The 25,453-nt window shown below is 66.7% G+C and carries 26 protein-coding genes; 15 read left to right on the forward strand and 11 right to left on the reverse strand.

Annotated elements, in window-relative coordinates; genetic code table 11:
* Position 1 precedes the first annotated feature (1 nt).
* Positions 2-745, forward strand: a complete 744-nt coding sequence (locus DL991_RS00725; RefSeq protein ID WP_125779875.1) for an ESX secretion-associated protein EspG — start codon at positions 2-4, stop codon at positions 743-745.
* On the opposite strand, the gene DL991_RS00730 is transcribed toward DL991_RS00725, so the two are convergent.
* The 4 genes from DL991_RS00730 to DL991_RS00745 all read right to left on the reverse strand — a co-directional run bounded on the left by DL991_RS00730 (position 742) and on the right by DL991_RS00745 (position 3,781).
* Complete coding sequence (locus DL991_RS00730) at positions 742-1,497, reverse strand: amino acid ABC transporter ATP-binding protein (RefSeq protein WP_125779877.1); 756 nt, start codon at positions 1,495-1,497, stop codon at positions 742-744. The two genes, DL991_RS00725 and DL991_RS00730, sit on opposite strands and share 4 nt — an antisense overlap.
* A complete protein-coding gene (locus DL991_RS00735; RefSeq protein WP_125779879.1) occupies positions 1,494-2,300 on the reverse strand; it encodes an amino acid ABC transporter permease in 807 nt (268 codons plus the stop codon). Before DL991_RS00735 ends, DL991_RS00730 begins: the two co-directional genes overlap by 4 nt.
* A gap of 70 nt (positions 2,301-2,370) precedes the next feature.
* The gene (locus DL991_RS00740) at positions 2,371-3,192 is read right to left on the reverse strand and encodes a transporter substrate-binding domain-containing protein (RefSeq protein ID WP_125779881.1); all 822 of its coding nucleotides are present in this window, start codon (positions 3,190-3,192) and stop codon (positions 2,371-2,373) included.
* Positions 3,193-3,409: 217 nt separating this feature from the next.
* Complete coding sequence (locus DL991_RS00745) at positions 3,410-3,781, reverse strand: hypothetical protein (RefSeq protein WP_125779883.1); 372 nt, start codon at positions 3,779-3,781, stop codon at positions 3,410-3,412.
* A 116-nt stretch (positions 3,782-3,897) separates the two neighbouring features.
* Here DL991_RS00745 and DL991_RS00750 point away from each other — a divergent pair, with 116 nt between their 5' ends.
* From DL991_RS00750 to DL991_RS00760, 3 genes are read left to right on the forward strand one after another with little or no spacing between them, the layout of a single operon-like run.
* Positions 3,898-5,559: a circularly permuted type 2 ATP-grasp protein gene (locus DL991_RS00750; protein ID WP_125779885.1), complete on the forward strand. Its 1,662-nt coding sequence runs from the start codon at positions 3,898-3,900 to the stop codon at positions 5,557-5,559.
* Between the two features lie 12 nt (positions 5,560-5,571).
* The gene (locus tag DL991_RS00755; protein ID WP_125779887.1) at positions 5,572-6,519 is read left to right on the forward strand and encodes an alpha-E domain-containing protein; all 948 of its coding nucleotides are present in this window, start codon (positions 5,572-5,574) and stop codon (positions 6,517-6,519) included.
* Positions 6,516-7,358: a transglutaminase family protein gene (locus DL991_RS00760; protein ID WP_125779889.1), complete on the forward strand. Its 843-nt coding sequence runs from the start codon at positions 6,516-6,518 to the stop codon at positions 7,356-7,358. Before DL991_RS00755 ends, DL991_RS00760 begins: the two co-directional genes overlap by 4 nt.
* A gap of 4 nt (positions 7,359-7,362) precedes the next feature.
* On the opposite strand, the gene DL991_RS00765 is transcribed toward DL991_RS00760, so the two are convergent.
* Together DL991_RS00765 and DL991_RS00770 are read right to left on the reverse strand one after the other, a co-directional pair.
* Positions 7,363-8,367, reverse strand: a complete 1,005-nt coding sequence (locus DL991_RS00765) for an iron chelate uptake ABC transporter family permease subunit (protein WP_125779891.1) — start codon at positions 8,365-8,367, stop codon at positions 7,363-7,365.
* Positions 8,364-9,347 (reverse strand): iron ABC transporter permease, encoded by a 984-nt coding sequence (locus DL991_RS00770; protein ID WP_125779893.1) that lies wholly within the window; start codon positions 9,345-9,347, stop codon positions 8,364-8,366. Before DL991_RS00770 ends, DL991_RS00765 begins: the two co-directional genes overlap by 4 nt.
* A 114-nt stretch (positions 9,348-9,461) precedes the next feature.
* Between DL991_RS00770 and DL991_RS00775 the strand changes: the two genes are divergently transcribed.
* Entirely contained in the window at positions 9,462-10,460 is a 999-nt protein-coding gene (locus DL991_RS00775; protein WP_125779895.1) for an ABC transporter substrate-binding protein, read from the forward strand.
* A gap of 231 nt (positions 10,461-10,691) precedes the next feature.
* Here DL991_RS00775 and DL991_RS00780 read toward each other — a convergent pair whose 3' ends face one another.
* Positions 10,692-12,104, reverse strand: a complete 1,413-nt coding sequence (locus DL991_RS00780) for a M20/M25/M40 family metallo-hydrolase (RefSeq protein ID WP_199753777.1) — start codon at positions 12,102-12,104, stop codon at positions 10,692-10,694.
* 373 nt (positions 12,105-12,477) lie between these two features.
* Here DL991_RS00780 and pdhA point away from each other — a divergent pair, with 373 nt between their 5' ends.
* From pdhA to DL991_RS00805, 5 genes are all read left to right on the forward strand, one after another.
* Entirely contained in the window at positions 12,478-13,683 is a 1,206-nt protein-coding gene (gene pdhA, locus DL991_RS00785; protein WP_125779899.1) for a pyruvate dehydrogenase (acetyl-transferring) E1 component subunit alpha, read from the forward strand.
* A gap of 1 nt (position 13,684) precedes the next feature.
* A complete protein-coding gene (locus DL991_RS00790; protein ID WP_125780070.1) occupies positions 13,685-14,677 on the forward strand; it encodes an alpha-ketoacid dehydrogenase subunit beta in 993 nt (330 codons plus the stop codon).
* 16 nt (positions 14,678-14,693) lie between these two features.
* Positions 14,694-16,055, forward strand: a complete 1,362-nt coding sequence (locus DL991_RS00795) for a dihydrolipoamide acetyltransferase family protein (RefSeq protein WP_125779901.1) — start codon at positions 14,694-14,696, stop codon at positions 16,053-16,055.
* 243 nt (positions 16,056-16,298) lie between these two features.
* Positions 16,299-17,885: a hypothetical protein gene (locus tag DL991_RS00800; protein ID WP_125779903.1), complete on the forward strand. Its 1,587-nt coding sequence runs from the start codon at positions 16,299-16,301 to the stop codon at positions 17,883-17,885.
* Positions 17,886-17,908: 23 nt separating this feature from the next.
* Positions 17,909-18,187 (forward strand): hypothetical protein, encoded by a 279-nt coding sequence (locus DL991_RS00805; protein ID WP_125779905.1) that lies wholly within the window; start codon positions 17,909-17,911, stop codon positions 18,185-18,187.
* A gap of 8 nt (positions 18,188-18,195) precedes the next feature.
* Here DL991_RS00805 and DL991_RS43175 read toward each other — a convergent pair whose 3' ends face one another.
* A complete protein-coding gene (locus DL991_RS43175; protein WP_255433218.1) occupies positions 18,196-18,318 on the reverse strand; it encodes a DUF6191 domain-containing protein in 123 nt (40 codons plus the stop codon).
* 215 nt (positions 18,319-18,533) lie between these two features.
* Here DL991_RS43175 and DL991_RS00810 point away from each other — a divergent pair, with 215 nt between their 5' ends.
* From DL991_RS00810 to DL991_RS00825, 4 genes are read left to right on the forward strand one after another with little or no spacing between them, the layout of a single operon-like run.
* Positions 18,534-19,112, forward strand: a complete 579-nt coding sequence (locus DL991_RS00810) for a TetR/AcrR family transcriptional regulator (RefSeq protein WP_125780072.1) — start codon at positions 18,534-18,536, stop codon at positions 19,110-19,112.
* Positions 19,113-19,138: 26 nt separating this feature from the next.
* The gene (locus DL991_RS00815; RefSeq protein ID WP_125780074.1) at positions 19,139-21,082 is read left to right on the forward strand and encodes an ABC transporter ATP-binding protein; all 1,944 of its coding nucleotides are present in this window, start codon (positions 19,139-19,141) and stop codon (positions 21,080-21,082) included.
* A 2-nt stretch (positions 21,083-21,084) separates the two neighbouring features.
* On the forward strand, positions 21,085-21,585 hold the full coding sequence (locus DL991_RS00820) for a DNA topology modulation protein FlaR (RefSeq protein WP_125779907.1): 501 nt from the start codon (positions 21,085-21,087) through the stop codon (positions 21,583-21,585).
* A gap of 58 nt (positions 21,586-21,643) precedes the next feature.
* Complete coding sequence (locus DL991_RS00825) at positions 21,644-22,126, forward strand: FxsA family protein (RefSeq protein ID WP_125779909.1); 483 nt, start codon at positions 21,644-21,646, stop codon at positions 22,124-22,126.
* A 357-nt stretch (positions 22,127-22,483) separates the two neighbouring features.
* On the opposite strand, the gene DL991_RS00830 is transcribed toward DL991_RS00825, so the two are convergent.
* Both DL991_RS00830 and DL991_RS00835 read right to left on the reverse strand, forming a co-directional pair.
* Positions 22,484-23,074: an SCP2 sterol-binding domain-containing protein gene (locus DL991_RS00830; RefSeq protein WP_125780076.1), complete on the reverse strand. Its 591-nt coding sequence runs from the start codon at positions 23,072-23,074 to the stop codon at positions 22,484-22,486.
* An 86-nt stretch (positions 23,075-23,160) separates the two neighbouring features.
* On the reverse strand, positions 23,161-23,832 hold the full coding sequence (locus DL991_RS00835; protein ID WP_125779912.1) for an SCP2 sterol-binding domain-containing protein: 672 nt from the start codon (positions 23,830-23,832) through the stop codon (positions 23,161-23,163).
* A 126-nt stretch (positions 23,833-23,958) separates the two neighbouring features.
* Between DL991_RS00835 and DL991_RS00840 the strand changes: the two genes are divergently transcribed.
* The gene (locus tag DL991_RS00840) at positions 23,959-24,624 is read left to right on the forward strand and encodes a TetR/AcrR family transcriptional regulator (RefSeq protein WP_125779914.1); all 666 of its coding nucleotides are present in this window, start codon (positions 23,959-23,961) and stop codon (positions 24,622-24,624) included.
* Here the strand turns inward: DL991_RS00840 and DL991_RS00845 are convergent.
* Positions 24,607-25,452 (reverse strand): MaoC/PaaZ C-terminal domain-containing protein, encoded by an 846-nt coding sequence (locus tag DL991_RS00845; protein WP_125779916.1) that lies wholly within the window; start codon positions 25,450-25,452, stop codon positions 24,607-24,609. The two genes, DL991_RS00840 and DL991_RS00845, sit on opposite strands and share 18 nt — an antisense overlap.
* Between the last annotated feature and the right edge of the window lies 1 nt (position 25,453).

Raw genomic sequence — 25,453 nt, forward strand, 5'->3', positions numbered from 1 at the left:
CGTGCTGCGGAAACCCGTCGAACTGACGCTCCAGACTTACGAAACCCTGCTGGACCAGCACAATCTGGGCGACATCCACCCGACGCTCGTCCGTGGCGCGCAGTGGTACCTGCCCGAGGAACGTCGCGAGCTCGCCGCGACCGCACAGTCCGAATTGGACGGACAGGGTCTGCTCAGGCATGGCCGGATCGACGACGAATTCCTCGACGCCTTGCGTTTCCTGCAGCGGCCTGCGGTGGAGTACTACTCGTGGGTGAAGTCCGAGGGGCGTGAGCGGACCGTTCGCGCCGCGGGCAGTGGCCGGGAAGCGGCCACGGTCGTCTTGGTCGACAAGGTCGTGTACCTGAAGCCGACCAGACCGGACACGCTCGCGCAGGATTTCACCGGTCTGCTCCCGGAGGCTCCCGCCGCGCGCACACCGTCGTTGAACTGCGCGGAAGCCGATCTGCAGGTCCTGATGAAGGGCGAAACGCTGACGGGCGGTGGCCCGAGCATCCGCGACGCCAAGAAGATCATCCAGTGGATCCGGTCGCCGCACACCTTCTTCGGCAGGCTGTACGTCGCCATCCGTGACGGCGGCGGCAACCGGAAACGCGTCGAAAGGCCACCGGGCTGGATGGACACCGATCAGGGCCGCGTCGTGTTCGGCCCGGACGCCAAGGGCTGGGTGAGCCTCATGGGCGCCGGGCCGCACGAAATCGTCTCCAAGGTGGTCCAGCTGGAGTCGCAGCTCCGGGGGCGTTAGCCCTGGTGGTTCGGGTTCAACACCCGCGAAAGGAACGTCTTCGTGCGTTCCTCCTGCGGGTCGCCGATCACCTGGGCCGGCGAACCCTGCTCGACGACGACACCGCCGTCCATGAACAGCACGGTGTCGGCCACCTCGCGGGCGAACTGCATCTCGTGCGTGACGACGAGCATCGTCATGCCCTCCTGCGCGAGTTGCCGCATGACCGCGAGGACGTCGCCGACCAGTTCGGGGTCGAGCGCCGACGTCGGTTCGTCGAACAGCATGACGTCGGGGTCCATCGACAGCGCCCTGGCGATCGCGACGCGCTGCTGCTGCCCGCCGGAGAGCTGTGTCGGCAGCGAAGATTCCTTCTCCGCCAACCCGACCTTCGCGAGGTTCTCCCGCGCGATTCGCTCCGCCTCGTCCTTGCCGCGCTTCAACACCTTGCGCTGCGCGACGGTGAGGTTGTCGAGCACGCTCAGGTGCGAGAAGAGGTTGAACGACTGGAAGACCATGCCGATCTTCGTGCGGGCGCCGTCGATGTCGACGTCCGAGTCGGTGATCTCGCTGCCGTTGACCACGATCTTGCCCTGCTGCGGTTCCTCGAGGAGGTTGACGCAGCGCAACAACGTCGACTTGCCGGAGCCCGACGGGCCGATGATGCAGACGACCTGGCCGCGCTCGACGTGCAGGTCGATGCCCTTGAGCACTTCGAGTTCGCCGAACGCCTTGTGCAGTCCTGAAACCTCGATGATCGTCTGGGCGCTCATACCGTTCCTCCGCCGGGCACTCCGGCTCCGTATTTCTTCTCTAGCCGCTGCTGCAGGATCGACAGCGGAATGGTGATGACCAGATAACACAGACCGGCGACGACGATCGGTGTCAGGCCCTTGGCCTCCAGCAGCGCCTGACGGCTGAACTGCGCGAGTTCCTGCTGCGCCGGCGTGGTGCCGAGCAGGAACGCCAGCGAAGAGTCCTTCGTCAGCATGATCAGCTCGTTGGCCAGCGGCGGCAGGATGATCCGGAACGCCTGCGGGATCACGACGGTGATCATCGTGCGCGCGGGCGACATGCCGAGCGACCGCGCGGCCTCGACCTGTCCGCGCGGCACCGCCTGGATACCGGCGCGGATGGTCTCCGCCATGTAGGCCGAGGACACGATGCCCAGCGCCAGCATGATCGAAATGTTCCGCGGCAGGAACACGTTCGGGAAGGCGATCGGCACCCCGACACCGACCGCCAGGAAGATCAGCAGCGCGGGCAGGCCGCGGAAGAATTCGATGTACCCGCGCGCGAACCAGCGGTACGGGGCGACCGAGGACAGTCTCATCAGCGCGAGCAGGAGACCGAGCCCGAGACCGAGCGCGAAGCCCAGCGCGGTGAAGATGATGGTGTTCTTCAGTGCGACGGTGATGACGTCCGGGAACTGCTTCGCGGCGACTTCGAGGTCGAAGAACGCCTTGCCCAGCCGTCCCCAGTCGGCCAGCAGCGCGAACACCACGACGATCACCAGCAGCAGACCGTACTGCGCCCACCGGAACGCCGATCGTCGCTGGCGGCGGCTCAGAGCCATTTCTCTCCTCAAACAGGTGGTGACAAGCCTGTGGCCGGTGCGCTGGGCACCGGCCACAGAGGACGGATTATCAACCGGCGGCCGGGCTGCCCGGCTGCCAGGTCGGCGCCTTGCCGAACCACTTCTGGTAGATCTGCGCGTACGAGCCGTCTGCGGCCGAGGCCTTGAGGACCTCGTTGACCTGGTTGAGGAGGGCGGTGTTGCCCGTCTTCATGCCGATTCCGTAGAACTCGTTGGTCTTGAACTCGGTGACGACGGTGGTGTCCGGGTTCGTCTTCACGAAGTCGTAGAGCACGCCGTTGTCGTTGACACCCGCGTCGACCTGGCCGCTCTTGACCGCCTGCTCCAGCAGCGCGAGGTCGTCGAAGGTGACGATCTCGGCGCCGACGGCCTTCTCCTTGGCGTAGTCGGCACCGGTGGTGGCCGACTGGACGCCGATCTTCTTGCCCGCGACGTTGCTCAGGTCCTTGATCGGCGAACCGGTCTTGACCAGCAGCGCCTGCGACGCCTCGAAGTACGGGTCGGAGAAGACGAACTTCGCCTTGCGCTTGTCGTTGATCGTCATACCCGCGGCGGCGAGGTCGCACTGACCGGTGTTCATCGCCTCGCCGGACTCGATGTTCTCGAAGGCGATGTCGACGATGCTCTGCTCGACGCCGAGCTTCTTCGCGACGAGGTCGACCAGGTCGACGTCGAAGCCGACGATCTTGTCGCCCTGCTTGACCTGGAACGGCTGGTAGGGCAGGTGCGTGCAGGTGGTGAGCTTGCCGGAAGCGACGAGCTGGACGCCACCGGCCGCGGTGCTCTGCCCACCTTCTTCGCCACACGCGGTCAGCGCACCCGCGGCTAGGGCGAGCGCCGGGATCAGGGCGAGCGCTTTCAATCGGGCCACGTCGTCACTCCTTGTAGTTCCCATGTGTCGAGAGCACGCATATTGCCACTCATCCGGCGGCAATCACAGCACCGAGACGTTACAGCGCTGTTTCCACCGACGACCGTCCCGACGACGGGATCGAGCCGACCTCGGTCCCGATGGGTCACGACAGGGGGTTCAACCGGCCCAGCACGTGAAACACGGTGGGGCGCCGAAGCGCCCCACCGCCGCCTTACTACTTGTTCCAATAATCGAACACGTAGCCGTTGTAGCAGATACCCGCACAACTGGGGTCAACAGGAAAGTACCGGAGCGGCCCAACGTTGTAATATCGGGCGAATTCGCTCCGCTCACTGACACAGCTATTGTAGTTATGGCCGCACCAACGACTGTTGACATCCGCTACGCCGACACTGGTCGACGGTGCTGCGGCACCGTCCTGAGCAGCCATCGCGACACCCGGGACAGCCAACGCCGCCACTGCGGCACCGGCCACGATGAACGCCTTTACAAGATTCTTCACAATTCCCCTTGAAAATTGCATCGAAAATTCAGATTCTGCTTGTCCAGCAGATAATGCGCGATTTATCACATGGCGAAACGCCAAACAGAATCCAACCTTCCCCAGTCAGGTTTGAATACGCCCGGGGAGGCTAGCATCAGGTTGATCATTACAACAAGCCAACCCCGGTGACTCGCGCCGGACGGGGTCCATGGGTCACGATGGCCCCCATGAACAACAACCCGGCGCCGCGCCTCCCACCTGCGGGCCGCCGCCCGCGGACGACGACGTCGGCGCGGCGCGCGGCGAGGCCCGGGGCGCAGTTCGACGGCTATCTCTCACCGTCCCGGCCGCACGCGGGCGCGTACGACGAGATGTTCACCGCCGACGGCACGGTCCGCCAGCCGTATCGGGCGTTGTACGAGTCGATCTCCTCGCTGACGTCGGCGGATCTTTCGTCGCGGTCGGCGGCGATCGACCGGGCGATGGTGGATCAGGGCATCACGTTCTCGCTGTCCGGCCAGGAACGCCCGTTCCCGCTCGACCTGGTGCCGAGGGTGATCACTTCGGCCGAATGGACCAAACTCGAACGCGGTGTGGCGCAACGGGTCCGCGCGCTGGAGGCCTTCCTCGCCGACGTGTACGGCGATCGGCAGATCCTGCGGGACGGTGTGCTCCCGCGCCGGCTGATCACCTCGTGTGAGCATTTCCAGCGCGAGGCGTTCGGGATCAACCCGCCCAACGGCGTCCGCATCCACGTGTCCGGTGTGGACCTGGTGCGTGACGAGGAGGGCACCTTCCGGGTGCTGGAGGACAATCTCCGCAATCCCTCGGGTGTTTCGTACGTGATGGAGAACCGCCGCACGATGGCGCGCGTGTTCCCGGATCTGTTCGCCCAGCACCGGGTCCGCCCGGTCGGCGACTACGCCTCGCATCTGTTGCGCGCGCTGCGGGCGGCGGCCGCGGCGAACGTCGCCGATCCGATGGTCGTCGTGCTCACGCCGGGAGTGCACAACTCCGCGTACTTCGAGCATTCGCTGCTGGCCCGGCTGATGGGGGTCGAGCTGGTCGAAGGCCGCGACATGTTCTGCCGTGACAACGTCGTCTACCTGCGCACCACCGAGGGCGAACGGCAGGTCGACGTCATCTACCGCCGGATCGACGACGAGTTCCTCGACCCGGTGCACTACCGGCCCGATTCCGTGCTGGGGGTCGCCGGGATCCTCAACGCGGCGCGCGCGGGCAACGTGGTGATCTCGAACGCGGTCGGCAACGGTGTCGGTGACGACAAGCTCGTCTACACCTACGTGCCAGAGATGGTGAAGTACTACCTCAACGAGAAGCCGCTGCTGCCCAACGTGGACACCTTCCGGTGCTGGCTGCCGGACGAGTTCGACCACGTCATGCAGCATATGGACGAGCTGGTGATCAAACCGGTCGAAGGCTCGGGCGGATACGGCATCGTGTTCGGCCCGGAGGCGTCGCAGGCCGAGCTGGCCGCGCTGAAGCGGAAGGTCCGGGCGCACAAACGCGGCTGGATCGCGCAGCCGGTGGTCCAGCTGTCCACCGTGCCGTCCAAAGTCGACGAAAGGCTGGCGCCGCGGCACGTCGACCTCCGCCCGTTCGCGGTCAACGACGGCAAGGAGATCTTCGTGCTGCCGGGCGGACTGACCAGGGTCGCGCTCCCGGAGGGCAGCCTGGTGGTCAACTCGTCGCAGGGCGGCGGTTCCAAGGACACCTGGGTGCTGGCGCCGCGGTCTTCGACGGCGGAACGGGAGCTGGAACGCCCGGCGCTCGGCGCACTGTCCGAAGTGGACGGACTGGTCGCCGAACAGGGCCCCGAGCTGACCACGACCCAGCAGCAACAGCAGCAACAGGCCTAAAGGGAGGTTGATGTGCTAGCCCGTAACGCGGAATCGCTGTACTGGATCGGCCGCTACGTCGAACGCGCCGACGACACCTCCCGCATCCTCAACGTCTCCGTGCACCAGCTGCTCGAAGACGCGAGCGTCGACCCGGACCACGCGAGCCGCCAGCTGCTCGCCGTCCTCGGCATCTCGCCGGAGGGGATGGATTCGCTCGACGTGTGGAAGCTGACCGAACTGGTCGCCTACGCCAAGGACAATCCGGCGTCGATCGTCGGTTCGATCAATTCCGCCCGCGAAAACACGCGCGGCGCCCGCGAGGTCGTCTCGACCGAGCTGTGGGAATGCCTGAACGCGACCTGGAACGCGGTGCCGGACAGGCAACGGTACGCGCGCCGCGCCGGACCGCACGCCTTTCTGTCCTTTGTGGAGGAACGCGCGGCGATGTTCGCCGGGCTCGCGGATTCGACGATGAGCCGCGACGACGGCTGGCTGTTCCTGGTGCTCGGCCGTTCGATCGAACGTGCGGACATGGTGGTGCGGCTGCTGCTTTCGCGGGTACAGGACAGCGCGTCCTCACCTGGCTGGATCACCGTGCTCCGTTCGGCCGGCGCGCAGGACACCTACCTGCGGACCTATCGCGGCGCACTCGACGCGGCCCGGGTCGTGCAGTTCCTGATGCGCGACACGCTGTTCCCCCGTTCGGTGTTCCACGCGCTGCGCCAGGCGGAGGAATGCCTGGAAAGGCTGGATCCCGGCGTCAACTCGCGGGCCAACGAGAAGTCCGAAGCGCTGCGGCAACTCGGCCGCGCCCGCAGTGAGCTGGAGTTCCTGCGGCAGTCCGATCTGCTGGAGGACCTGCCGAAACGGCTCGGCGCGCTCCAGACGTCGATCAAGGACATCGGCGACGCGGTTTCGGTGCAGTACTTCCATTCGTCGCCTTGGGTGGCCTGGAGCGGTGCGGAGGTTTCGCTGTGACCTGGCAACTTCGGGTGGCTCACCGCACGGGATACCGGTACGCGACGCCTGCCACGCAGTCGTACAACGAGGCGCGGCTGACCCCGCGGTCCGATCGGCGGCAGACCACGGTCGTGAACCGGGTCGAGACGACGCCCGCGACCCGCGCCTACCGGTACACGGACTACTGGGGCACCGTCGTGACCTCGTTCGACCTTCACGCGCCGCACACCGAGTTCACCGTGCTCGCGACGTCGGTGGTCGAGACCGCCGACGAGGGCGAGCCGATCCGCTCGGCGTCGTGGAAGGACCTGCGCGGAGACACGGTGGTCGACCACCGCACCGAGTACCTGACGCCGACGCCGTACACGCCGCGCGATCCGGAACTGACGAAGGTCGCGCGCGAACTGCGGAAGGGGCTCGACCCGGCGGAGGCCGTGCTCGCCGTCTGCGAATGGGTCAACCAGCAGCTCAAGTACCAGCCGGGGACGACCGGCGTGCACAGCACGGCGACCGACGCTTGGCGTGCGCGCGAAGGGGTTTGCCAGGACTTCGCGCATGTGACGCTGGTGATGCTGCGCGCGATCGGCGTCCCGGCGCGGTATGTCTCCGGGTACCTGCACACGAAACCGGAGGCGAAGCTCGGCGAGACGGTCGAGGGCGAGAGCCACGCCTGGGTCGACGTGTGGACCGGCGGCTGGTGGGCCTACGACCCGACGAACGCGATCCCGGTCGGACCGCGCCACGTCTGGGTCGCGTACGGCCGCGACTACGCCGACGTGCCACCGCTCAAGGGCATCTTCACCGGTGGCGGTCAGTCCACTTTGGACGTCTCGGTGCAGCTGACCCGGCTGACGTGAGCCGTCAGGCCCGGCGCCGCAGCAACAGCCAGAGCAGGTAGGCGCCACCGAGGGCCGCCGCGACGACGCCCGCGGGCAGCAGCGAAGACGCCAGAAGGCGCTGGCCGAGGAAGTCCGCCGCGACGACCAGCGTCGCCCCGGCGAACACCGACGCCACCAGGTTGGGCCCCGGCAGCCGCGTCATCCGGCGCGCCAGCTGTGGTGCGGCGAGGGCGATGAACGGGAGCGGGCCGGTCGCCGCGGTGGCGGCGGCGACCAGCGCGACGGCGACGAGCACCAGGGTCAGCCGCACGCGGTGGACGTCGACGCCGATGCCGGTGGCGGTGTCGTCGCCCATCTCCAGCATGCGCAGCGCGCGGCCGTTCGCGAAGACGACCGGGACGAACACCGCCATCGCGACCGCCAGCGGCACGAAATAGCTCCAGTCGCGGCCCGACAGGTCCCCGACCAGCCAGCCGACGGCCTGCGCGGCGGCTTCGAGGTTCGCCCTCACCAGCAGGTACGAGTTCACGCCGGCCAGCACCGCGCTGACCGCGATCCCGAGCAGCACCAGCCGTGAACTCAGCAGGCCGTGCGGCGCGCACAGCGCCATGACGACCAGCGCGGTCAGCAACCCGCCCGCCAGAGCGCCGAACGAGACGACCGCGGGGCTGCCGCCGAAGACCAGGAACGTCACGATGCCGCCGGTCGCGGAACCCGTGGTGAATCCGATGATGTCCGGGCTGCCCAGCGGATTGCGGGTGATCGTCTGGAAGATCGCCCCGGCCAGTGCGAGCGCGGCGCCGACGAGGATCGCGACCAGCACACGTGGAAGCCGTCCCATGACGACCAGGTACTGCGCCTTCGTCCCTTGGCCCGCCAGGGTCGCGAGCACCTCGCCGGGGCTCATCTCGTAGTCGCCCGTGCCGACCGAGAGCACGACGAGCGCCAAGACCACCAGGGCCAGCGCGGCGATGACGACCAGCGATCGTCTGTCCAAACCGGACTCACGGCGGACGGGGGCGGTCATCGGCGCACCGCCTTCAGTCGCCTGGCCACGATCACGAACGCGATCCCGCCGACCACGTCGGTCATCACGCCGACCTGGATCTCACCCGGCGCGCCGAGAAGGCGGCCGAGGACGTCGCAGCCGAGCAGCAGCACCGGCCCGAGAAGCGCCGAAAGCAGCATCACCCAGCGCTCGTCCTGGCCGACCAGCGACCGGACGACGTGCGGGATCATCAGGCCGACGAAGGCGATCGGCCCGCAGGCCGCGGTCGCCGCCGCCGACAGCAACCCGACGGCGACCATCCCGGCGACGCGGACGAGCGCCGGATTCGCGCCGAGACCGCGGGCGGTGTCCTCGCCGAGCGCCAGCGCGTTCAGCGCGCGGGCCAGCACGATCGCGATCACCACGCCCGCGACGAAGAACGGCAGCAGTACGGACAACTGGTCCGCGTTCCGGTTGACCAGCGAGCCGACCAGCCAGAACCGCATCGCTTCCAGGTTGTGCGTGTTGATCATCTGCATGCCCTGGTTGATCCCGACGAACACCGCCTGCACCGCGACCCCGGCCAGCACCAGCCGCAGCGGGCTCGTGGCGCCCCGCGTGCCGCCGATCACCGAGACCAGCGCGGTTCCCGTGAGCGCTCCGGCGAAGGCGAACCAGACGTACTCACTGGGCGAAGTCACCGAGAACACGGCCGAGCCGAGCACGATCGCGACGGCGGCCCCGTGGTTGATGCCGAGCAGACCGGGTTCCGCCACCGGGTTGCGGGTGATCGCCTGCATGAGCGAACCCGCCAGCCCGAGCGCCATCCCGACCAGGACGCCGAGCACCGTGCGGGGCAGACGATCGTCGCGGACGACGACGTCGTTGTAGCTGCCGTCGTAAGCGAAGAGAGCGTGCAGCACTTCGCCGAGGGAAAGGCGGTTCGAGCCGAAGCCGATCGAAAGCAGGACGACCGCGGCGAGCGCTACGAGCGACCCCGTCAGGACCAGCGTTCGCACGGAAACGCTGGTCCTCGGTGATCTGACGCGCTCCGTGACCTGGACCATGGCGTTCACGATAAGGGAAGGCTAGCCTAACGCCGAACTTCGGTCCCTCGGTGAAAGAAGATCTCCATGCACCTCTCTCGACGCGGCTTCCTCGCCGGCACCGCGGCGCTCGGCGCCACCGGCCTCCTGACCGCCTGCGGCTATCAGGAAGAGGCGCCCGCCACGGGAGCGGGCGCGACCTGGTCCTTCACCGACGATCGCGGCCGGAAACTCGAAGGCGAGCGGCCGACCCGGATCGTCGCGCAGGTGACCGCCGCGGCGGCACTGTGGGACCTCGGCGTGAAGTCGGCCGGGATCTTCGGCCCGTCGAAGTTCGCCGACGGCAAACCGGATCCGCAGGCGGGCGGCGTCGACCTGAATGCGGTGACCTCGCTCGGGAACGTCTACAACGAGTTCAACTTCGACAAGTTCGTCTCGCTGAACCCGCAGCTGCTGGTCAGCGTGATGTACCTCAAGGACCAGATGTGGTACATCCCGGACACGCAGACGGAGAAGATCGACAAGGCCGCGCCGAGCGTCGGCGTCCGGCTTCAGGGGCTCGCGATGCCGGAGGGGATCGCGAAGTTCATCGCGCTGGCGAAGGCACTCGGGGCCGACACGGACACTCCGGCGATCCAGGCCGCGAAGGCCGAGTACGAGAAGGCCGACGCCGCGCTGGGCGACGCGATCAAGAAGGCATCCGGACTGAAGGTCCTCCTGATCTCCGCGCAGAAGGACACCGTCTACATCGCGAACCCGCCGTCGTTCGCGACCTCGAAGCACTACCAGAACAAGGGGCTGAACTTCGTCCTCCCCGAGGCGCCCGACGAGAGCCAGGGCGGCTACTACCAGCAGATCAGCTGGGAGAACATCGGCAAGTACACCGCCGACGTGATCATGTACGACAACCGCGGCGGCTCACTCTCCCTCGGCCCGGACGGGCTCGGCGGCGTGCCGACCTGGGGCCGGCTGCCCGCGGTCAAGGCGGGAAAGCTGATCCCTTGGAACAACGAGACACCGTTCTCGTACCAGCGCTTCACGCCGCAGCTGACGGAACTCGCCGCCGCGCTGAACAAGTTCGCCTAGCGACGAGGGCGGCGGTGGCCGTTCGGTACAGGTGGTCGTGAGTGGCGATAGGCGACGGCGCTGCCGCGATCGTGCCCGGCGACGGCGAACCGTTCGTGCCCGAGGTGACTCATGAGCGCGACGTCGTACCAGGTGGTGTGGGTGCGGTTCCTCCCGGAGCTGCAATGAAGGGGCCTTTCATAGCAAATTTTGCTATGAAAGGCCCCTTCATTGCAGCGTGAGCGGAGGAGATCAGCTCCGCGCGTGCGCGTCCAGGATGTGCGCGACCGCTTCGGTGACCCGCTGCGCGAAGTCGATGTTCAGCCACTCGTCCGGCACGTGGATGTTCGAGTCCGGCCCGCAGGCGCCGGTGACCACGAACTGCGCCTCCGGGTACTTCTCGCCGAGCAGCCCCATGAACGGGATCGACCCGCCCATGCCGAAGCTCTTGTGCGGCGCGCCGAAGACCTCGCCGCTCACGTGGTGCAGGACGTCGTCGAGCCACGACGCGGTGACCGGCGCGTTCCAGCCGTTCTCGGCCTGGAAGTCACCGAGCTCCACCGAAGCGTCGTACGGCACGTCGGTGGTGAGCACGCGGCGGACCGCCTCCATCGCGGCCTGCGCGTCGGCCGTCGGCGGGAGGCGGAAGCTCAGGGTGAGCGTGGTGCTGTCCCGCAGCACGTTGCCCGCGTCGGCCGGGAGCGGGAAGCCCTCCGCGCCGATCACCGAAAGCGTCGGCCGCCACGAGTTGTTGAGCAGCAGCTCCAGGTCGTCGTCGGACACCGTCCGGCCGACCACCGGGAAGAGCGTCTTCGCCGCGCCGGGCGCGATCTCGACGACACCGCGAGCGTCCTCGACGCGGTTCTCCGGGATGTCGACGCTCAGCTCGGCGAGCTTGATCTCGCCGGTCTCGGCGTTCTCGATCCGGTCGAGCAGGACACGCAGGACACGGAACGAGCTCGCGACGATGCCGCTGGCCATCCCCGAGTGCTGCGCGGACTCGAGCACCTTCACGGTGACGTTGACGTGCAGCATGCCGCGCAGGCTGGTCGTCAGCCAGAGGCGCTTGTAGTCGGTGCCGCCGGCGTCGAGGCAGACGACCAGCGAGACCTCGCCGAGCTTCTCCTTCAGGTGCTCGACGTAGGCGGGCAGGTCCGGGCTGCCGGATTCCTCACCGGTCTCCAGCAGCACGACCGCGCGGGAGTGCTCGCCACCGGCGGCGCGCACGGCCTCGATCGCCGTCGTCGCCGCGTAGCCCGAGTAGCCGTCGTCGACCGCGCCGCGGCCGTACAGCCGCCCGTCGCGGATCACCGGCGTCCACGGGTCGAGCCCCTCGGACCAGCCGCCGACCGGGGGCTGCTTGTCGAGGTGCCCGTACATCAGCACGGTGCCCTTGTCGGCCGCCGCGGACGTCGCCGGGATGTCGACGACCAGCAGCGGGCTGCGACCTTCGAGCTCCACGACCTCGAGCGTCGCGCCGGGGACCTCCCGTGCGGCGATCCAGGAACGGACGTGCTCGACGGCGGCGGCCAGATGACCGGTCTTCGCCCACTCGGAGTCGAACGCCGGCGACAAGGCGGGGATCGCCACCAGGCCGGACAGGCTGGGAAGGACGTCGTTCGTCCAGTTCGAAACCACGGTTTCGCGTACAGATTTCTGCTCCACGTCCGCCATCCTGCCACGGGTCGGGGAGGGTGGGATGGGTCACAGCGGCGGGCACGGATCGTCATCGATCAAGCCCGGCAGGACACCCGTCCGGACGAGTCGTCCGCTGGTCGGCCCGCGGGTGAATTCCCTACTTTCGGCGGCCCCACACTCGGGCTTCCTAGCATTTTCCCTGATCAGACACCCTTTCTCAGCAACAAATCAGCATCCGCCACTGACCAAAACGGCGTCCGGCATGCCAGGATGTGCGCACGAACCGTCAACGCCGATGGTGACCCAGCGCTTCAGATCCGACGCGCTGGTCCCCGCCGGCGCAGTCACTGTGGCCGCCACAAGTGGCCGCCAGAGGCGCCGACATCAAGGAGAGCAGCGCATGCCGTCCGAACACTGGACGCACCCGGAGCCTGGAGATGGTCCCGCCGCCGTAGCGGCGCAACCTTCCCCCGAACAGGTGATCGCCGGTTTGCGAGCAACGAGCGAAGGTGGCGCTGAGCTGACTCAGCTGCTCACCCCCGAAGGCGAACGAGTCGCCTCGCCGCAATTCGACCGCTACGTCGACGACGTCGACACCGAAGCCCTCAAGGGCCTGTACCGCGACATGGTCCTGGTCCGCCGCGCGGACCGCGAGGCCAACGCGATGCAGCGCCAGGGCCAGCTCGGCATCTGGGTCCCGCTGCTGGGGCAGGAGGCCGCGCAGATCGGCTCCGGCCGCGCGCTGCGGAAGACGGACATGGCGTTCCCCAGCTACCGCGAGCACGGTGTCGCGTACGCCCGCGGCGTCGACCTCAAAGAGGTGCTCGGCATCTTCCGCTGCACCGACCACAGCGGCTGGGACTACAAGGCCCACGGCTTCCACCCGTACACCATCGTGATCGGCAACCAGGTGCTCAACGCCGCCGGTTACGCGATGGGCCAGAAGTTCGAAGGCAAGGTCGGCGACGACGACGGCGAAGCGACCATCTGTTACTTCGGTGACGGAGCGACTTCGCAGGGCGACGTGCACGAAGGCTTCGTCTGGGCCGCCGTCTACGACGCGCCGCTCGTGTTCTTCTGCCAGAACAACCAGTGGGCGATCTCGGAGCCCACCGAACGCCAGTCGCGGCTGCCGCTGTACCAGCGCGCCCGCGGTTACGGCTTCCCCGGCATCCGCGTGGACGGCAACGACGTCCTCGCCTGCCTCGCGGTCTCCCGCTGGGCGCTGGAGGAGTGCCGCCACGGCAACGGCCCGGTGCTGATCGAGGCGTTCACCTATCGGATGGACGCGCACACCACCACCGACGACCCCACCCGCTACCGCCTCTCCGACGAGCTGGAGGAGTGGAAGCTGAAGGACCCGATCGAGCGCGTCCGGGCGTATCTCGCCCGCGGTGGCGGCGCCGACCAGGCGTTCTTCGACCAGGTGCAGGCCGATTCGGACGCGTTCGCGGCCGAGTTGCGCGAGTACTGCTTCAACATGCCCGAACCGCCACCCGAGCGGATCTTCTCCAACGTGTACGCGGAATCGACGCCGCTGCTGGACGCGCAGCGCGAAGAGTTCCTGTCCTACATGGACGGTTTCGTCGGGGCGGGTGAGCACTGAAATGGCCGACCTCCAGAAACTCACCATCGGCAAGGCGATCAACCTCGGCCTCCGGCGCGCCATGGAAGAGGACCCCAAGGTCCTGGTCATGGGTGAAGACGTCGGCAAGCTCGGCGGCGTCTTCCGCATCACCGACGGCCTGCAGAAGGACTTCGGCGAGCAGCGCGTCCTGGACACGCCGCTGGCCGAATCGGGCATTATCGGCACCGCGGTCGGCCTCGCCGTCCGCGGTTTCCGCCCGGTGTGCGAGATCCAGTTCGAGGGCTTCATCTTCCCGGGCTTCGACCAGATCTCCAGCCAGGTCGCGAAGCTGCACTACCGGACGCAGGGCAAGATCAAGATGCCCATCGTGATCCGGGTGCCGTTCGGCGGCGGCATCGGCGCGGTCGAGCACCACTCGGAGTCGCCGGAATCGCTGTTCGCGCACATCCCCGGGCTCAAGGTCGTGTCGGTTTCGAACGCCGTCGACGCCTACTGGGGCATCCAGCAGGCGATCAAGTCCGACGACCCGATCCTGTTCTTCGAACCGAAGAAGCTGTACCACTCGGGTGCTTTGAAGGCCGAGATCGACACCGACGCCACGCCGGACCCGCTGTTCAAGTCCCGCGTCATCCGCGAAGGCACGACGGCGACCGTCGTCGCGTACGGCCCGTCGGTGAAGGTCGCGCTCGACGCGGCGGCCGCCGCCGAGGACGAGGGCAAGTCCCTGGAAGTCATCGACCTGCGGACGCTGTCCCCGCTCGACCTGGAGCCGGTGTTCGAGTCGGTGCGCAAGACCGGACGGCTCATCGCGTTGAGCGAGGCGCCGTCGGAGTCGTCGCTGACCTCGGAGATCGCCGCGCGTGTGCAGCAGGAATGCTTCTACTCGCTGGAAGCCCCCGTGCTGCGGGTGACCGGATTCGACACGCCGTACCCGCCGGCCAAACTCGAGGAGCACTACCTCCCCGATCTGGACCGGGTCCTGCACACCGTCGACCGTTCACTCGCCTGGTAAGGGGGAAGTTCCTGAAATGCCCGAGTACAAACAATTCCCCCTCGCCGACACGGCGGAGGGGCTGACCGAAGCCGACATCATCGCCTGGCAGGTCAAACCGGGTGACACCGTGACGGTGAACCAGATCGTGGTCGAGGTCGAGACCGCGAAGGCCGCCGTCGAACTGCCCATCCCGTGGGCGGGCGTGGTCACCGAACTGCTCGTCGAACCGGGCCAGACGGTGGAGGTCGGCGCGCCGATCCTCACCATCGACGTCGACCCGGACGGCAAGGCGGCCCCCGCGCCCGCCGCTGCCGCCCCCGTGGCGGAAGAGCCGGCGGAAGAGGAGATGAAGCCGCTGGTCGGCTACGGCTCCAAGGCCGTCGTCACGCAGCGGCGTGCGCGGAAGGGCGCGGCACCGGCCGCTCCTGCCGTCGCCCCGGTGGCCGTGGCGCCCGCTCCTGCCAAACCCGCCAAACCCGCCAAGCCTGTCGCGCCTTCGAAGCCGAAGGGTGGGTACGTGCCGCTGGCGAAGCCGCCGGTGCGCAAACTCGCCAAGGACCTCGGCGTCGACCTCCACGCGCTCACCGGCACCGCCGAGGGCGGCGTCATCACCCGTGACGACGTACAGGCGGCCGCCAACGGTTCCGCGGTACCGGCCGCCGCTGTGTCCAATTCGGACAGTGGTTACGACCCGGCGACACGGGAACGCCGGGTGCCGATCAAGGGCGTCCGCAAGGCCACCGCCGCCGCGATGGTGCAGAGCGCCTACACCGCCCCGCACGTCACGGAATTCCTCACCATCGACGTCACGCCGATGATGGAATTCCGGGAGAAGCTGAAGAAGTCGCGCGAGTTCGCCGGGGTCAAGGTCACCCCGCTGACCTTCGCGGCGAAGGCCGTCTGCCTGGCGGCCAAGCGCACTCCGGACGTCAACGCGGTGTGGGACGAGGCGGCGCAGGAGATCGTCTACAAGGACTACGTGCACCTCGGGATCGCCGCGGCCACCCCGCGCGGGCTCGTCGTGCCCAAGGTCCGTGACGCGGATTCGATGTCCCTCAAGGAACTCGCGATCGCGCTCACCGAGCTGACCGACGTCGCCCGTGAGGGCAAGACCACCCCGGCGGCCATGCTCGGCGGCACGATCACCATCACCAACGTCGGCGTTTTCGGCGTCGACACCGGGACGCCGATCATCAACCCCGGCGAGTCCGCGATCCTGTGCCTCGGCGCGATCAAGGACACCCCGTGGGTGGTCGACGGCGAGATCAAGGTGCGCAAGGTGCTCCAGCTTTCGCTGAGCTTCGACCACCGCGTGGTCGACGGGCAGCAGGGTTCGGAGTTCCTGGCCGACGTCGGCGCTCTGCTGGCCGACCCCGCGGTCGCGATCACCTACTAAGCCACCGAGCTGAAGGACGCTTTCCCCGCATGCGATGCGGGGAAAGCGTCCTTATTACGTTCCAAGCTCTTTCAGCTCGCTCCTCAGCAACAAATGCACAACGAACCGATTACCTAACGTTGTGTCTCGACTACCCAGTCACCTGCTTCGGAAACCGATCACTGACTGTAACAGTATCGATGATCCGCGCGACAGTGAGGCAAATGTCGTATTGAGCTTTCATGCGAACAGAGGTTGAAGCCCGTGAGCGCAGAACTAAACCTGGACGATGTCCTAGCCGACGATCAGCGTCTCCAAGCGCAGGTGAAGCGCATCGCAAAGGCATACTCCACGACTCTTGCGTTATCCATGATCAATGGGACCGACAAACCTTTCGCACGAGTTGCAGAGGATGTTGAGATCGACCATGGCGAATGTCGAAGACGGTTGACCATTGACTGGCATTTACCCTCCCTGACCGAAGCGCTACCCAACAATGAATTCACGATCAATGCTCGTTTCATCCAAAAATTCAATGAACTAAACCCCGTGCTGGTCATACCGATCTTCATCGCCCGCAAGGGGAGGCTGATGAATAACTTCTGCGTTAAAGACCCGTCGGACGAGAACCTATACTTATGCGGAACCGACGAGTGGCAGGAGCGAACTCGACTAATGCTTCGCTTCTTCTGGGAACTGGTCGACCTTGTTCCAGTAGAGCAAGTAGAGCACGGCTCTTACATCGAAGGCCGACTGGCCGATCTGAAGCGGAGATACCTCGAGCTTCCAACAATGGATTCGAATGCAGCCACCGCACGAGTCGAATCCGTGGTCGATGAGCTGAAGACAATCGGCGTCCCCTTCTATCCAGGAGTACTCGGCAGACTAAGGTACGTCGGGAGGTACATGGCCAAGCGGCACTTGATTTGGCTACATCTGACCAGGAGGCCAGGGCAGGCAGTTCGGCTTAACGTCTCGTATCGAACAAGATTCTCTGCCGACTACCTACCTAAGCCGAGAAACGGTCACTATCAACCGAGAAGCACATACCGGCGGTTCGACGAGTGGGTTCGCCGGGCAGTAGGCCAGGAGCCATACGAATTCAGGATCCCGCTTGCGATGCACAGTGTGTGTGCCAGCTATCACTTCACTCAGACTGCCCCACCTGGCACCTTCTTCCTGGAGCAAAGATTCGCCCAGGAACGAACATTGACCATGCCCAAGAGTCAACAGATCGACAACTTCGACGAGACATTGCGAAAGTTTGACAACGCTGGCCTTCAAGGTAAGAATGAAGCGGGAGGGCCCGTCGCTCACCTCTATGTGCGCAACCTTCCAAGCACGGTGGGTGATCAAATTTATGCCTACACGTTACTTCGGGAAAGGCCGCCTGGAACAACGGCCCTCGTCATGTGGCTAACCTTGTTTGCCAGTATATTCTTCTGGTTTTACTGGCTCATCTGGGATCGACTGGTCGCCGATGACACCAAGGGGATCGACGTGGCCGCCTTGTTCGTAGCACTCCCAGGACTGGCGTCGATCTGGTTCGCACGCGCGTTCAAGGATGATATACGACCGCGAATCCCCCTGGTGAGCAGGATTGGGTTACTCGCCGTGGGCATGTCAGCTTTTTACGCACTGCTCGGGGTTGTCGTTCAGCGGGGGGTTTGCAATGCAGAGTTGACAAATCCTTGCCCCTCGGTACTGACCTCCACATTCTCCCACGACGTGCTCTTTGGTGTAGCCACCTCACTCACCGCAATCACTTTGTGGCTGATCGGGCGAAGATTCCGCTTCCAAAAGAGTTACCGACAGCTTCAGAAGAAGATCATCGAGCGGTACTCGCGCTAGCATCTCAGGAAAGGTTGCCAAAGGTGTCCGGAGACGCAGACATGGACTTCATGAGACCGCAGGTCGAAGAGATCCGGGACCTGGCCGCCAAGGCCGGCCCCGATACCTTCAGCCTCAAGGCCCAGCAGGTGCTCCTAAGCGATGACCGTCGAGACAAGGCCATCTTCTCAGCAGGTGCCCGACAACCCTTTATCGTCGCCACCGACGCGGCTTCCGCAGCCCGGCTGCCCAACCTGGTGCCAGACACATGGCTCCCCTACTTCACTGAGTTGGTCTTACGCGCGGTTGACGACGAAGATTAGAGCGTCCTTCAGCTCTCCTTGGGCGGCAGCTGGATGCGTGCGGCACCGGCGTCGAGGTCGACGCGCCTACGCGACGGAGCGCCGTCGACGTCTTCGTCGCGCATCATGATCTCGACGCGCTTCTGCTCCATCACGCTTGCTCGCGTAGTTAGAACGCGAACAGCTCCTCCATGCCGAGTGCCGTAGCCGTGCGGTTCTCGCCCTCGGACTTCTTCCGCTGCCACGGCGGCTTCGTGTCGCCAAGGAGGCCTTCACGGACCTCAGCCATATTCGCTTGACGGAGTGAGCGCTCACTCCGCACACTGGAAACATGACAGAGACCGCCTCCCGGCGGAGAGCGCCGGGAATGAGTGCCGACGAGCGGCGCCGGATGATCGTCCAATCCGTGCTGCCCTTGCTGGTGGAGTACGGCGCCGGTGTCACGTCCAGCCAGATCGCCCGGGCCGCGGGCATCGGTGAGGGCACCGTCTTCCGCGTGTTCAAGGACAAGGACGAACTGTTCGCCACCTGCTTCGCCGAGGCACTGAAGCCCGACCAGGTACTCGACGCGATCGCGGTCATCGACCTCGACCAGCCCCTCGACGACAGGCTCATCGAGGCGGCCGACGCGCTCAGCGCGCATCTCCAGCGGATGGGCGCGCTGATGGCGGTCATGCACGGCTCCGGCAAGCGGCCGGAGCATCGCCGCAACGAACACCGTGACCACAGCGACCGGCGAAAGGAGTCGATGAGCGCGATGCGCGACGCCATGGCCGAACTGTTCGAGCCGGAGAAGGACCGTCTCCGGCTGCCGCCGACGCAGTCCGCGGCGCTGTTCCTGTCGTTGCTGTTCAGCGGCCGGATCCGGTTCAGCGAGACCGGCGACGAACCGACCACGATGGAACTCGTCGACGTGTTCCTCAACGGCGCCTTGGGGGCCGCGTGATCGGCCCGCCCGGTGGGGGAGGCGGCCTGGAACTGTTCATGGCGCGCGGCGGCAGACGTCGTCGCCCGCCGTCGACGGTGCCCGACAGCGGTCTGACCGGCCCGGTCGACATCCCGGAGCCCGAGCCCGAAGTACTCCCGAAAGACCTGAAGTCCCGGCTCAACCGCATGTGGATCAACATCGCGGGCACGGTCCGCGGCCTGCCGAAGGTCGCGAAGCTGACCTGGCAGGCGAGCCCGGCGCTGACCATCGTGATCACCCTGGTGACCCTGCTTTCCGGTCTCCTCCCGACGGCGACCGCGTACATCGCGAAGCTGCTGATCGATTCGGTGGTCGCGGCGATCCAGGGACACGGGACGAAGAGCGCGATCGTCGGCGTCGCCCTCTTCCAGTTCGGCGTCCTCGTGCTCACCGCGGTTTCGCAGGCCCTGACCACCTACGGCCAGACACTGCTGCAGGAACGGATGACGCTGACCATCCGCCACCAGGTGATGAGCCACGCGAGCGAACTGCAGCTTGCGTACTTCGAGGGTTCCGCGTCCTACGACATGCTGCGCCAAGCCGCGCAGGAGGCGCCGACGCGGCCGCTGTCGATGATGAACTCGGCGCTCGGCCTGATCCGGACGTTGATCACCTTCAGCAGCATGATCGTGCTGCTCGTCTCGATCAGCCCGCTGCTGGCGCTCGTCGCGCTGGTGGCGCCGATCCCCGCGTTCATCTCGCAGTCGAAGTACGGCGCCCGCGCGTTCTGGCTGACGTTGATGATGTCCCCGCTGAAACGACGCATGGACTATCTGTCCTCTTTGGTCACCACGGACACCTACGCCAAGGAGACCAAGCTCTTCGGGCTCGGCCCGTACTTCGCCGACCGGTTCCAGCGGCTCGGCCAGGTCTCCTACGACCGTCAACGGACACTGACCCGCAAACGCAGCGTCAGCTCGACGTCGTGGGGGTTGCTCAGCACCGCCGCCGGATCCGCGATCGCGTTGTACATCGCACTGGAGGCCGTCGGCGGCAGGCTCACCCTGGGCGATCTCGCGCTGTACACGGCCGCGGCGGCGTCGGTGCAGACGTCCGTCCAGGGCCTGTTCACCGCGTTTTCCGGGATGTACGAGAACAATCTCTACCTCGACACGCTGTATCGCTTCCTCGGGACGAAACCGGAGATCGTCGCGCCGCCGGAGCCGCGACCCCTTCCGTCCACTGTGGAGGGACACATCCGCTTCGAGGAAGTGTCCTTCACCTATCCCGGAGCACCCGACCCAGCCCTCGACGGTGTGAGCTTCGAGATCCGGCCGGGCGAGACGGTCGCCGTCGTCGGCCGCAACGGAGCCGGGAAGTCGACGCTGTTCAAACTGCTGTGCCGGCTGTACGACCCGACGGGCGGGCGGATCCTGCTCGACGACGTCGACATCCGCGAATACGACCCGGTGGAACTGCGGCGGCGGATCAGCGCGATGTTCCAGGATTACGTGACCTACCAGGGCACCGCGGCCGAGAACATCGGGCTCGGCGACCTGACACACCTAGTCGACCGCGAACAGATCGAGACGTCGGCGAAACGGGCCGGCGCCGACGAGCGGATCGAGCGCCTGCCCAGCGGCTACGACACTCCACTCGGCCGTTGGTTCGACCAGGGTGTCAGCCTCTCCGGCGGCGAATGGCAGAAGATCGCGCTGGCCAGGGCGTTCCTGCGGGAAGCGCCGATCCTGATCCTCGACGAACCGACGTCCGCGCTGGACGCCCAGGCCGAGCACGACCTCTTCTCGCGGCTGCGGGAGCTTTCGGAGGGGCGCACGACGCTGTACATCTCGCACCGGTTCTCCACGGTCCGGCAGGCGGAGCGGATTCTGTTGCTGGAGAACGGAAAGGTCGCCGAATACGGAACACACGACGAGCTGATGGCGGCGAAGGCGGGCTACGCGGAGCTGTTCACGTTGCAGGCCGCCGCCTATCTCGACGAGGCCTGACGATGCGGCGGATCATGGTCGTCGGCTGCAGCGGCGCCGGGAAGTCGACGTTCTCGCGTCGGCTGGGCGCCGCTCTCGGCCTGCCGGTCACCCATCTCGATCGGCTCTTCTGGCGGCCGGGGTGGACCCGGGCGCCCGAGGAGGATTTCCACGCCGCGCAGCAGGAGATCGTCTCGTCGGACGCCTGGGTGATCGACGGGAACTACGGGGCGTCGATGCATCTGCGGCTGCCGCGGGCCGACGCGATCGTGTTCCTCGACTTCCCGCGCCGCATCTGCCTCCGGCGGGTGCTGGTGCGGTGTCTGCGCGAGCACGGGCAGGACAACCAGGCGCCCGGCTGCCCCGAGCGCTTCGACCGGGAGTTCTACTCCTACGTCTGGCGCTGGCCGAAGGACCACCGGGAACGGACGGTGCGGCGGCTTGCGGACCAGGGCGCGCACGCGCGGCGGATCGTGCTGACCAGGCCGCGTGAGGCAGCGGAGTTCCTGCGCCGGATCGGTTGACCTCGGTCACCGTATCGGGGGTTGGGAGCAAAACGGGCAAGCCGTACGTTGTCCAAGTATGGCTGTCGCGTTCCTGCTCTATGTCGTCGCCGAGATCGCCGCCGTGTGGGCGGTGGGCTCGGCCGTTGGCGTGCTCGGCACGATCGCGCTGCTCTTCGCCGGTGCGTTCGTCGGCTCCTGGCTCGCCCGCCGCGAAGGCGGCCGCGCCTTCCGCGCGTTCGCCGAGTCCGCGCGGCTCGGGCGACCGGCCGACGCGGAGAAGGAACTCACCGACGGGATGCTGATCGGGCTCGGCGGTCTGCTGATCCTGCTGCCCGGTTTCGTCAGCGACGTCATCGGCCTGCTGTTCATCCTGCCGCCGACACGGAGTGTCGCGCGCAAGGTCTGGCAGAAGCGGATGGCGCGCCGGGCGGTCAAGTTCGCCAACCGCACGCGCGGGCCGGTGATGGTGGTGGACAGCGAGGTCGTCGCGGACACCCCGCCCACCGAGGCCGCCAAGAAGCAGCCGCCGGTGATCGAGGGCCGCATCGTCGAGGGCTGAGTGCCGCTCGGCTTCGCCGCACCCATCAGCGAACTCTCATCGAGGCAGGTGCCGAGGGGCGAGCCCTCGCGAGTGTTGAGGCTGGTGGTGGGGCGAAGGCTCCCCTCGCCGGGTCTGATGCGACGAAGGACGCCTTCGGCCCTGATCAGGCACGAGGGGGTCGATCCGGGTTTCGGCTAGCCTCCGCTCAGGTATCTCCTGCGGCGCTTCTTGCGTGCAGCCTCGGCTCGGGCTGAGCTCAGCCCGGCATGCAGTGAAGGGCCCCTTCCCTACCCTCAGAGTAGGGAAGGAGTCCTTCACGGACCTGCGATCCCGTCCCACCCGAGTGGCGATTCGGGTTCTGACCCGAATCGCCACTCACGAGCCGCTCGGCTTCGGAATGTCGAAATACCCGCTGAACCGCACCGCCGGCGCGTACTCGCCCTTCACCTTCACCTTGCCGGTCACGAACATCGCCGCCACGGCCGCGTTGCCGGTGGCCATCCGGATGAAGTCGTCCACGGAGAGCGTGATGGTGGTGTCCGGAGTGCGCGCGAGATCGGTGCTGGAAACGCAGACGCCGTCTTCGATGACCGTTTGAAAGCGATCGAAACCGTCTTCGCCGTGACCGTCGGTAAAACGCCATGCGACGACGAAGTCGACATGCCGTGCGCGTTCCGGTGCGAAATGATCCGACATTCTGCGGAAAATCTCGTCGAGGAACGCCGCACGCAGTTCCGGATGATCGGCGATCGCCTTGAGTTGTTCGCGGGACGCCCGTTGCACGACGTCGACGAGCACCTCGGTCTCCAGCGAGCTCAGCTCGATGCCCGCACCGGTTTCGCCCAGCATGTGCAGGGTTTCCAGGACCTGGGTGAACTGCTCGGGGCTCAGTTTGGCGAGCTCGAGCTTCTCCGCGAAAGCGTTGACGACGTGCTCGCCACCGGTGCGCGTCTTGTGCAGCCGCAACGGACGGGAAAGGCGTACCTTGTCCCGCCAGCGCCGGATCGGAGAATTTCGGGGCACGGCACGGAAGTGTATCTGCTCGGCCGGGTTCAGGACGGCTTCGGCAGGTCGAAGAAACCGATCAGACCGGCCGCGAATGCCAGGTCACCTTTTACTTTGATCTTTCCGGTGACGAATAGCACAGCCGGCGTCGCCTGATGGGTGATGAGCCGGAAGAAATCGACGGGCGCGATCGTGATCGTCACCCTCGGCTTCTCCCTCATGGGCGCCGATGGGCCCTCGGCGGGAAGACGTACCTCGGGCCTGCTCACGGTGCACTCGCCGTGCGAGATCACCGTCTCGTAGCGGTCGTACCCGCCGTCGCCGGTGCCACCGGACAGCCGCCAGTGGACGACGGCGTGCAGGGTCTTCGCGCGGTCCTGCCGGATGTGCGCGCCCATGCGGTCGAAGATCTCGCGCAGCACCCGGTCCCGGAGCGGCCGTTCGGCGACGACGCTCTCGAGTTGCGTACGCGAGGCGCGCGCGACGAGGTTCGCGAAGCGGGCCGGGTCGACCTTGCGGAGGTCGAACGCGGGCGCGGACTCGGCGAGCCGCCCGAGTGCGGCCAGCAGCCGCCGGACGTCGTCCTTGCCGAGGTCCTTCGGGTCGATGGCGCCCGCGACCTCGTTGACGTCGAGAGAGTGTGCTTCGGCCGAATCCGGCTCGATCCGTTCCAGCGCGTCGACCAGCGCGCGGCCGGTCAGCCCCACGGTCTCGGTCATCTGCCCTCCAGCTCGCCTACCCGAGCGTAAGGCTACCCGCCAGTAGGTAGGCGGGCAAGCGTGCCGAAATCACCCTTGCCGGTGGCAGCCCGGTAGCGTCTTACGCGAACTAAGGGGAGGTCCTGAGTGTCCGAGGAAGTATCGCGTCCCGCCGAACGCGCCAAAAGGCTGCCGAGAGCGGTGCGGGAACGCCAGATCCTGGACGCGGCGGTCTCGGTGTTCTCGCGCTACGGCTATCACTCCGCGTCGATGGACGAGATCTCCGAGGTCGCCGGCGTGTCCAAGCCGATGATCTACACCTATCTCGGCTCGAAGGAAGACCTCTTCGGCGCGTGCATCCGCCGCGAAGCCACCCGCCTGCTGGAGGCGGTGCAGGACGGGATCAAACCCGATCTGCCGCCCGACATGCAGCTTTGGCACGGGCTCCGCGCGTTCTACCGGTTCGTCGCCGACTACCGCGAGTCCTGGACGGTGCTGCATCGCCAGGCCATGACCGTCGGCGGCACCTTCGCCGCGGAGATCACCGACATGCGCACCCGCGCGATCGAGCTGGTCGCCGCGCTCGTCGTCTCCGCGGGCACCCGCAAGGGGCTCGGCGAGCAGGCCGAGTTCTCCGGCGCCGGACTGTCCGCCGCACTGGTCGGGGCGGCCGAGTCGCTGGCCGACTGGGCCCTCGACCACCCCGATGTCTCCGACGGCGTACTCGCCTCGTGGCTGATGAACCTGGTGTGGCTCGGGTTCAACGACCTCGTCGAGGGCGAGATCTGGAAGCCGTCAGAGAGCGACGACTGAGCCCTCCAGGTGCGGCTTCGGCTTGCGTGCGTTCCAGAGCTCGAACGCCCAGCCCTCGCCTTCACTCCACGTCGTGAACGCCGCCTTCGCCGGCAACAACACCGGCTGCTTGAACTTCACATCGACGGTGAACGCCTCCGGAAGCCTGCCTTCGAACGCCGCGAGCGCGTGCGCCTTCGTCCACATGCCGTGCGCGATCGCGGACGGGAAGCCGAACGCCTTCGCGGTGATCGAGTGCAGGTGGATCGGGTTACGGTCGCCGGAGACCTCGGCGTAGCGGCGGCCGATGTCGCCGGGCACCTGCCAGATCGCGGTGGGCGACGGCTGGGAGAGCTGCCCGCGCGAGGTCTTCTCGCCGCTGCCGCCACCGCGTCGCAGGTACGTGCTGACGTCCGTCCACACCGGACTGTCGCTGACGAGCAGCTCGCTGATCACGTCGAACTGCTTGCCCTTCTCGTGCGGGCGCAGGTCCTCGGCGCGTACGCGCAGGGTGAACGTCTCGTCGAGCCGCAGCTGCCGGTGCTGGGTGATCCGGTTCGCGACGTGCACCATGCCCAGCAGCGGGAACGGGAAGTCGGCCTCGGTCATCAGCGCCATCTGCAACGGGAACGCGAGGATGTGCGGATACGTCGCCGGGAGGACGTCGTCCAGCCGGAATCCGCACACCTGGTTGTACGCGGCGAGATGCGCCGGGTCGACGACGACGCCCTCGCGGACGAACTCGGTGCCCGGCAGCGTGTTCCCGCCGCTCTTGCGCAGCGAGCCGAGCAACGCCTTGGGGTACAGCGAAGACAGGCTCGGCGATTCACGGAGTTCCTTGACCGCCATG

The sequence above is a fragment of the Amycolatopsis sp. WAC 01375 genome (assembly GCF_003947325.1).
Classification (GTDB): Bacteria; Actinomycetota; Actinomycetes; order Mycobacteriales; family Pseudonocardiaceae; genus Amycolatopsis.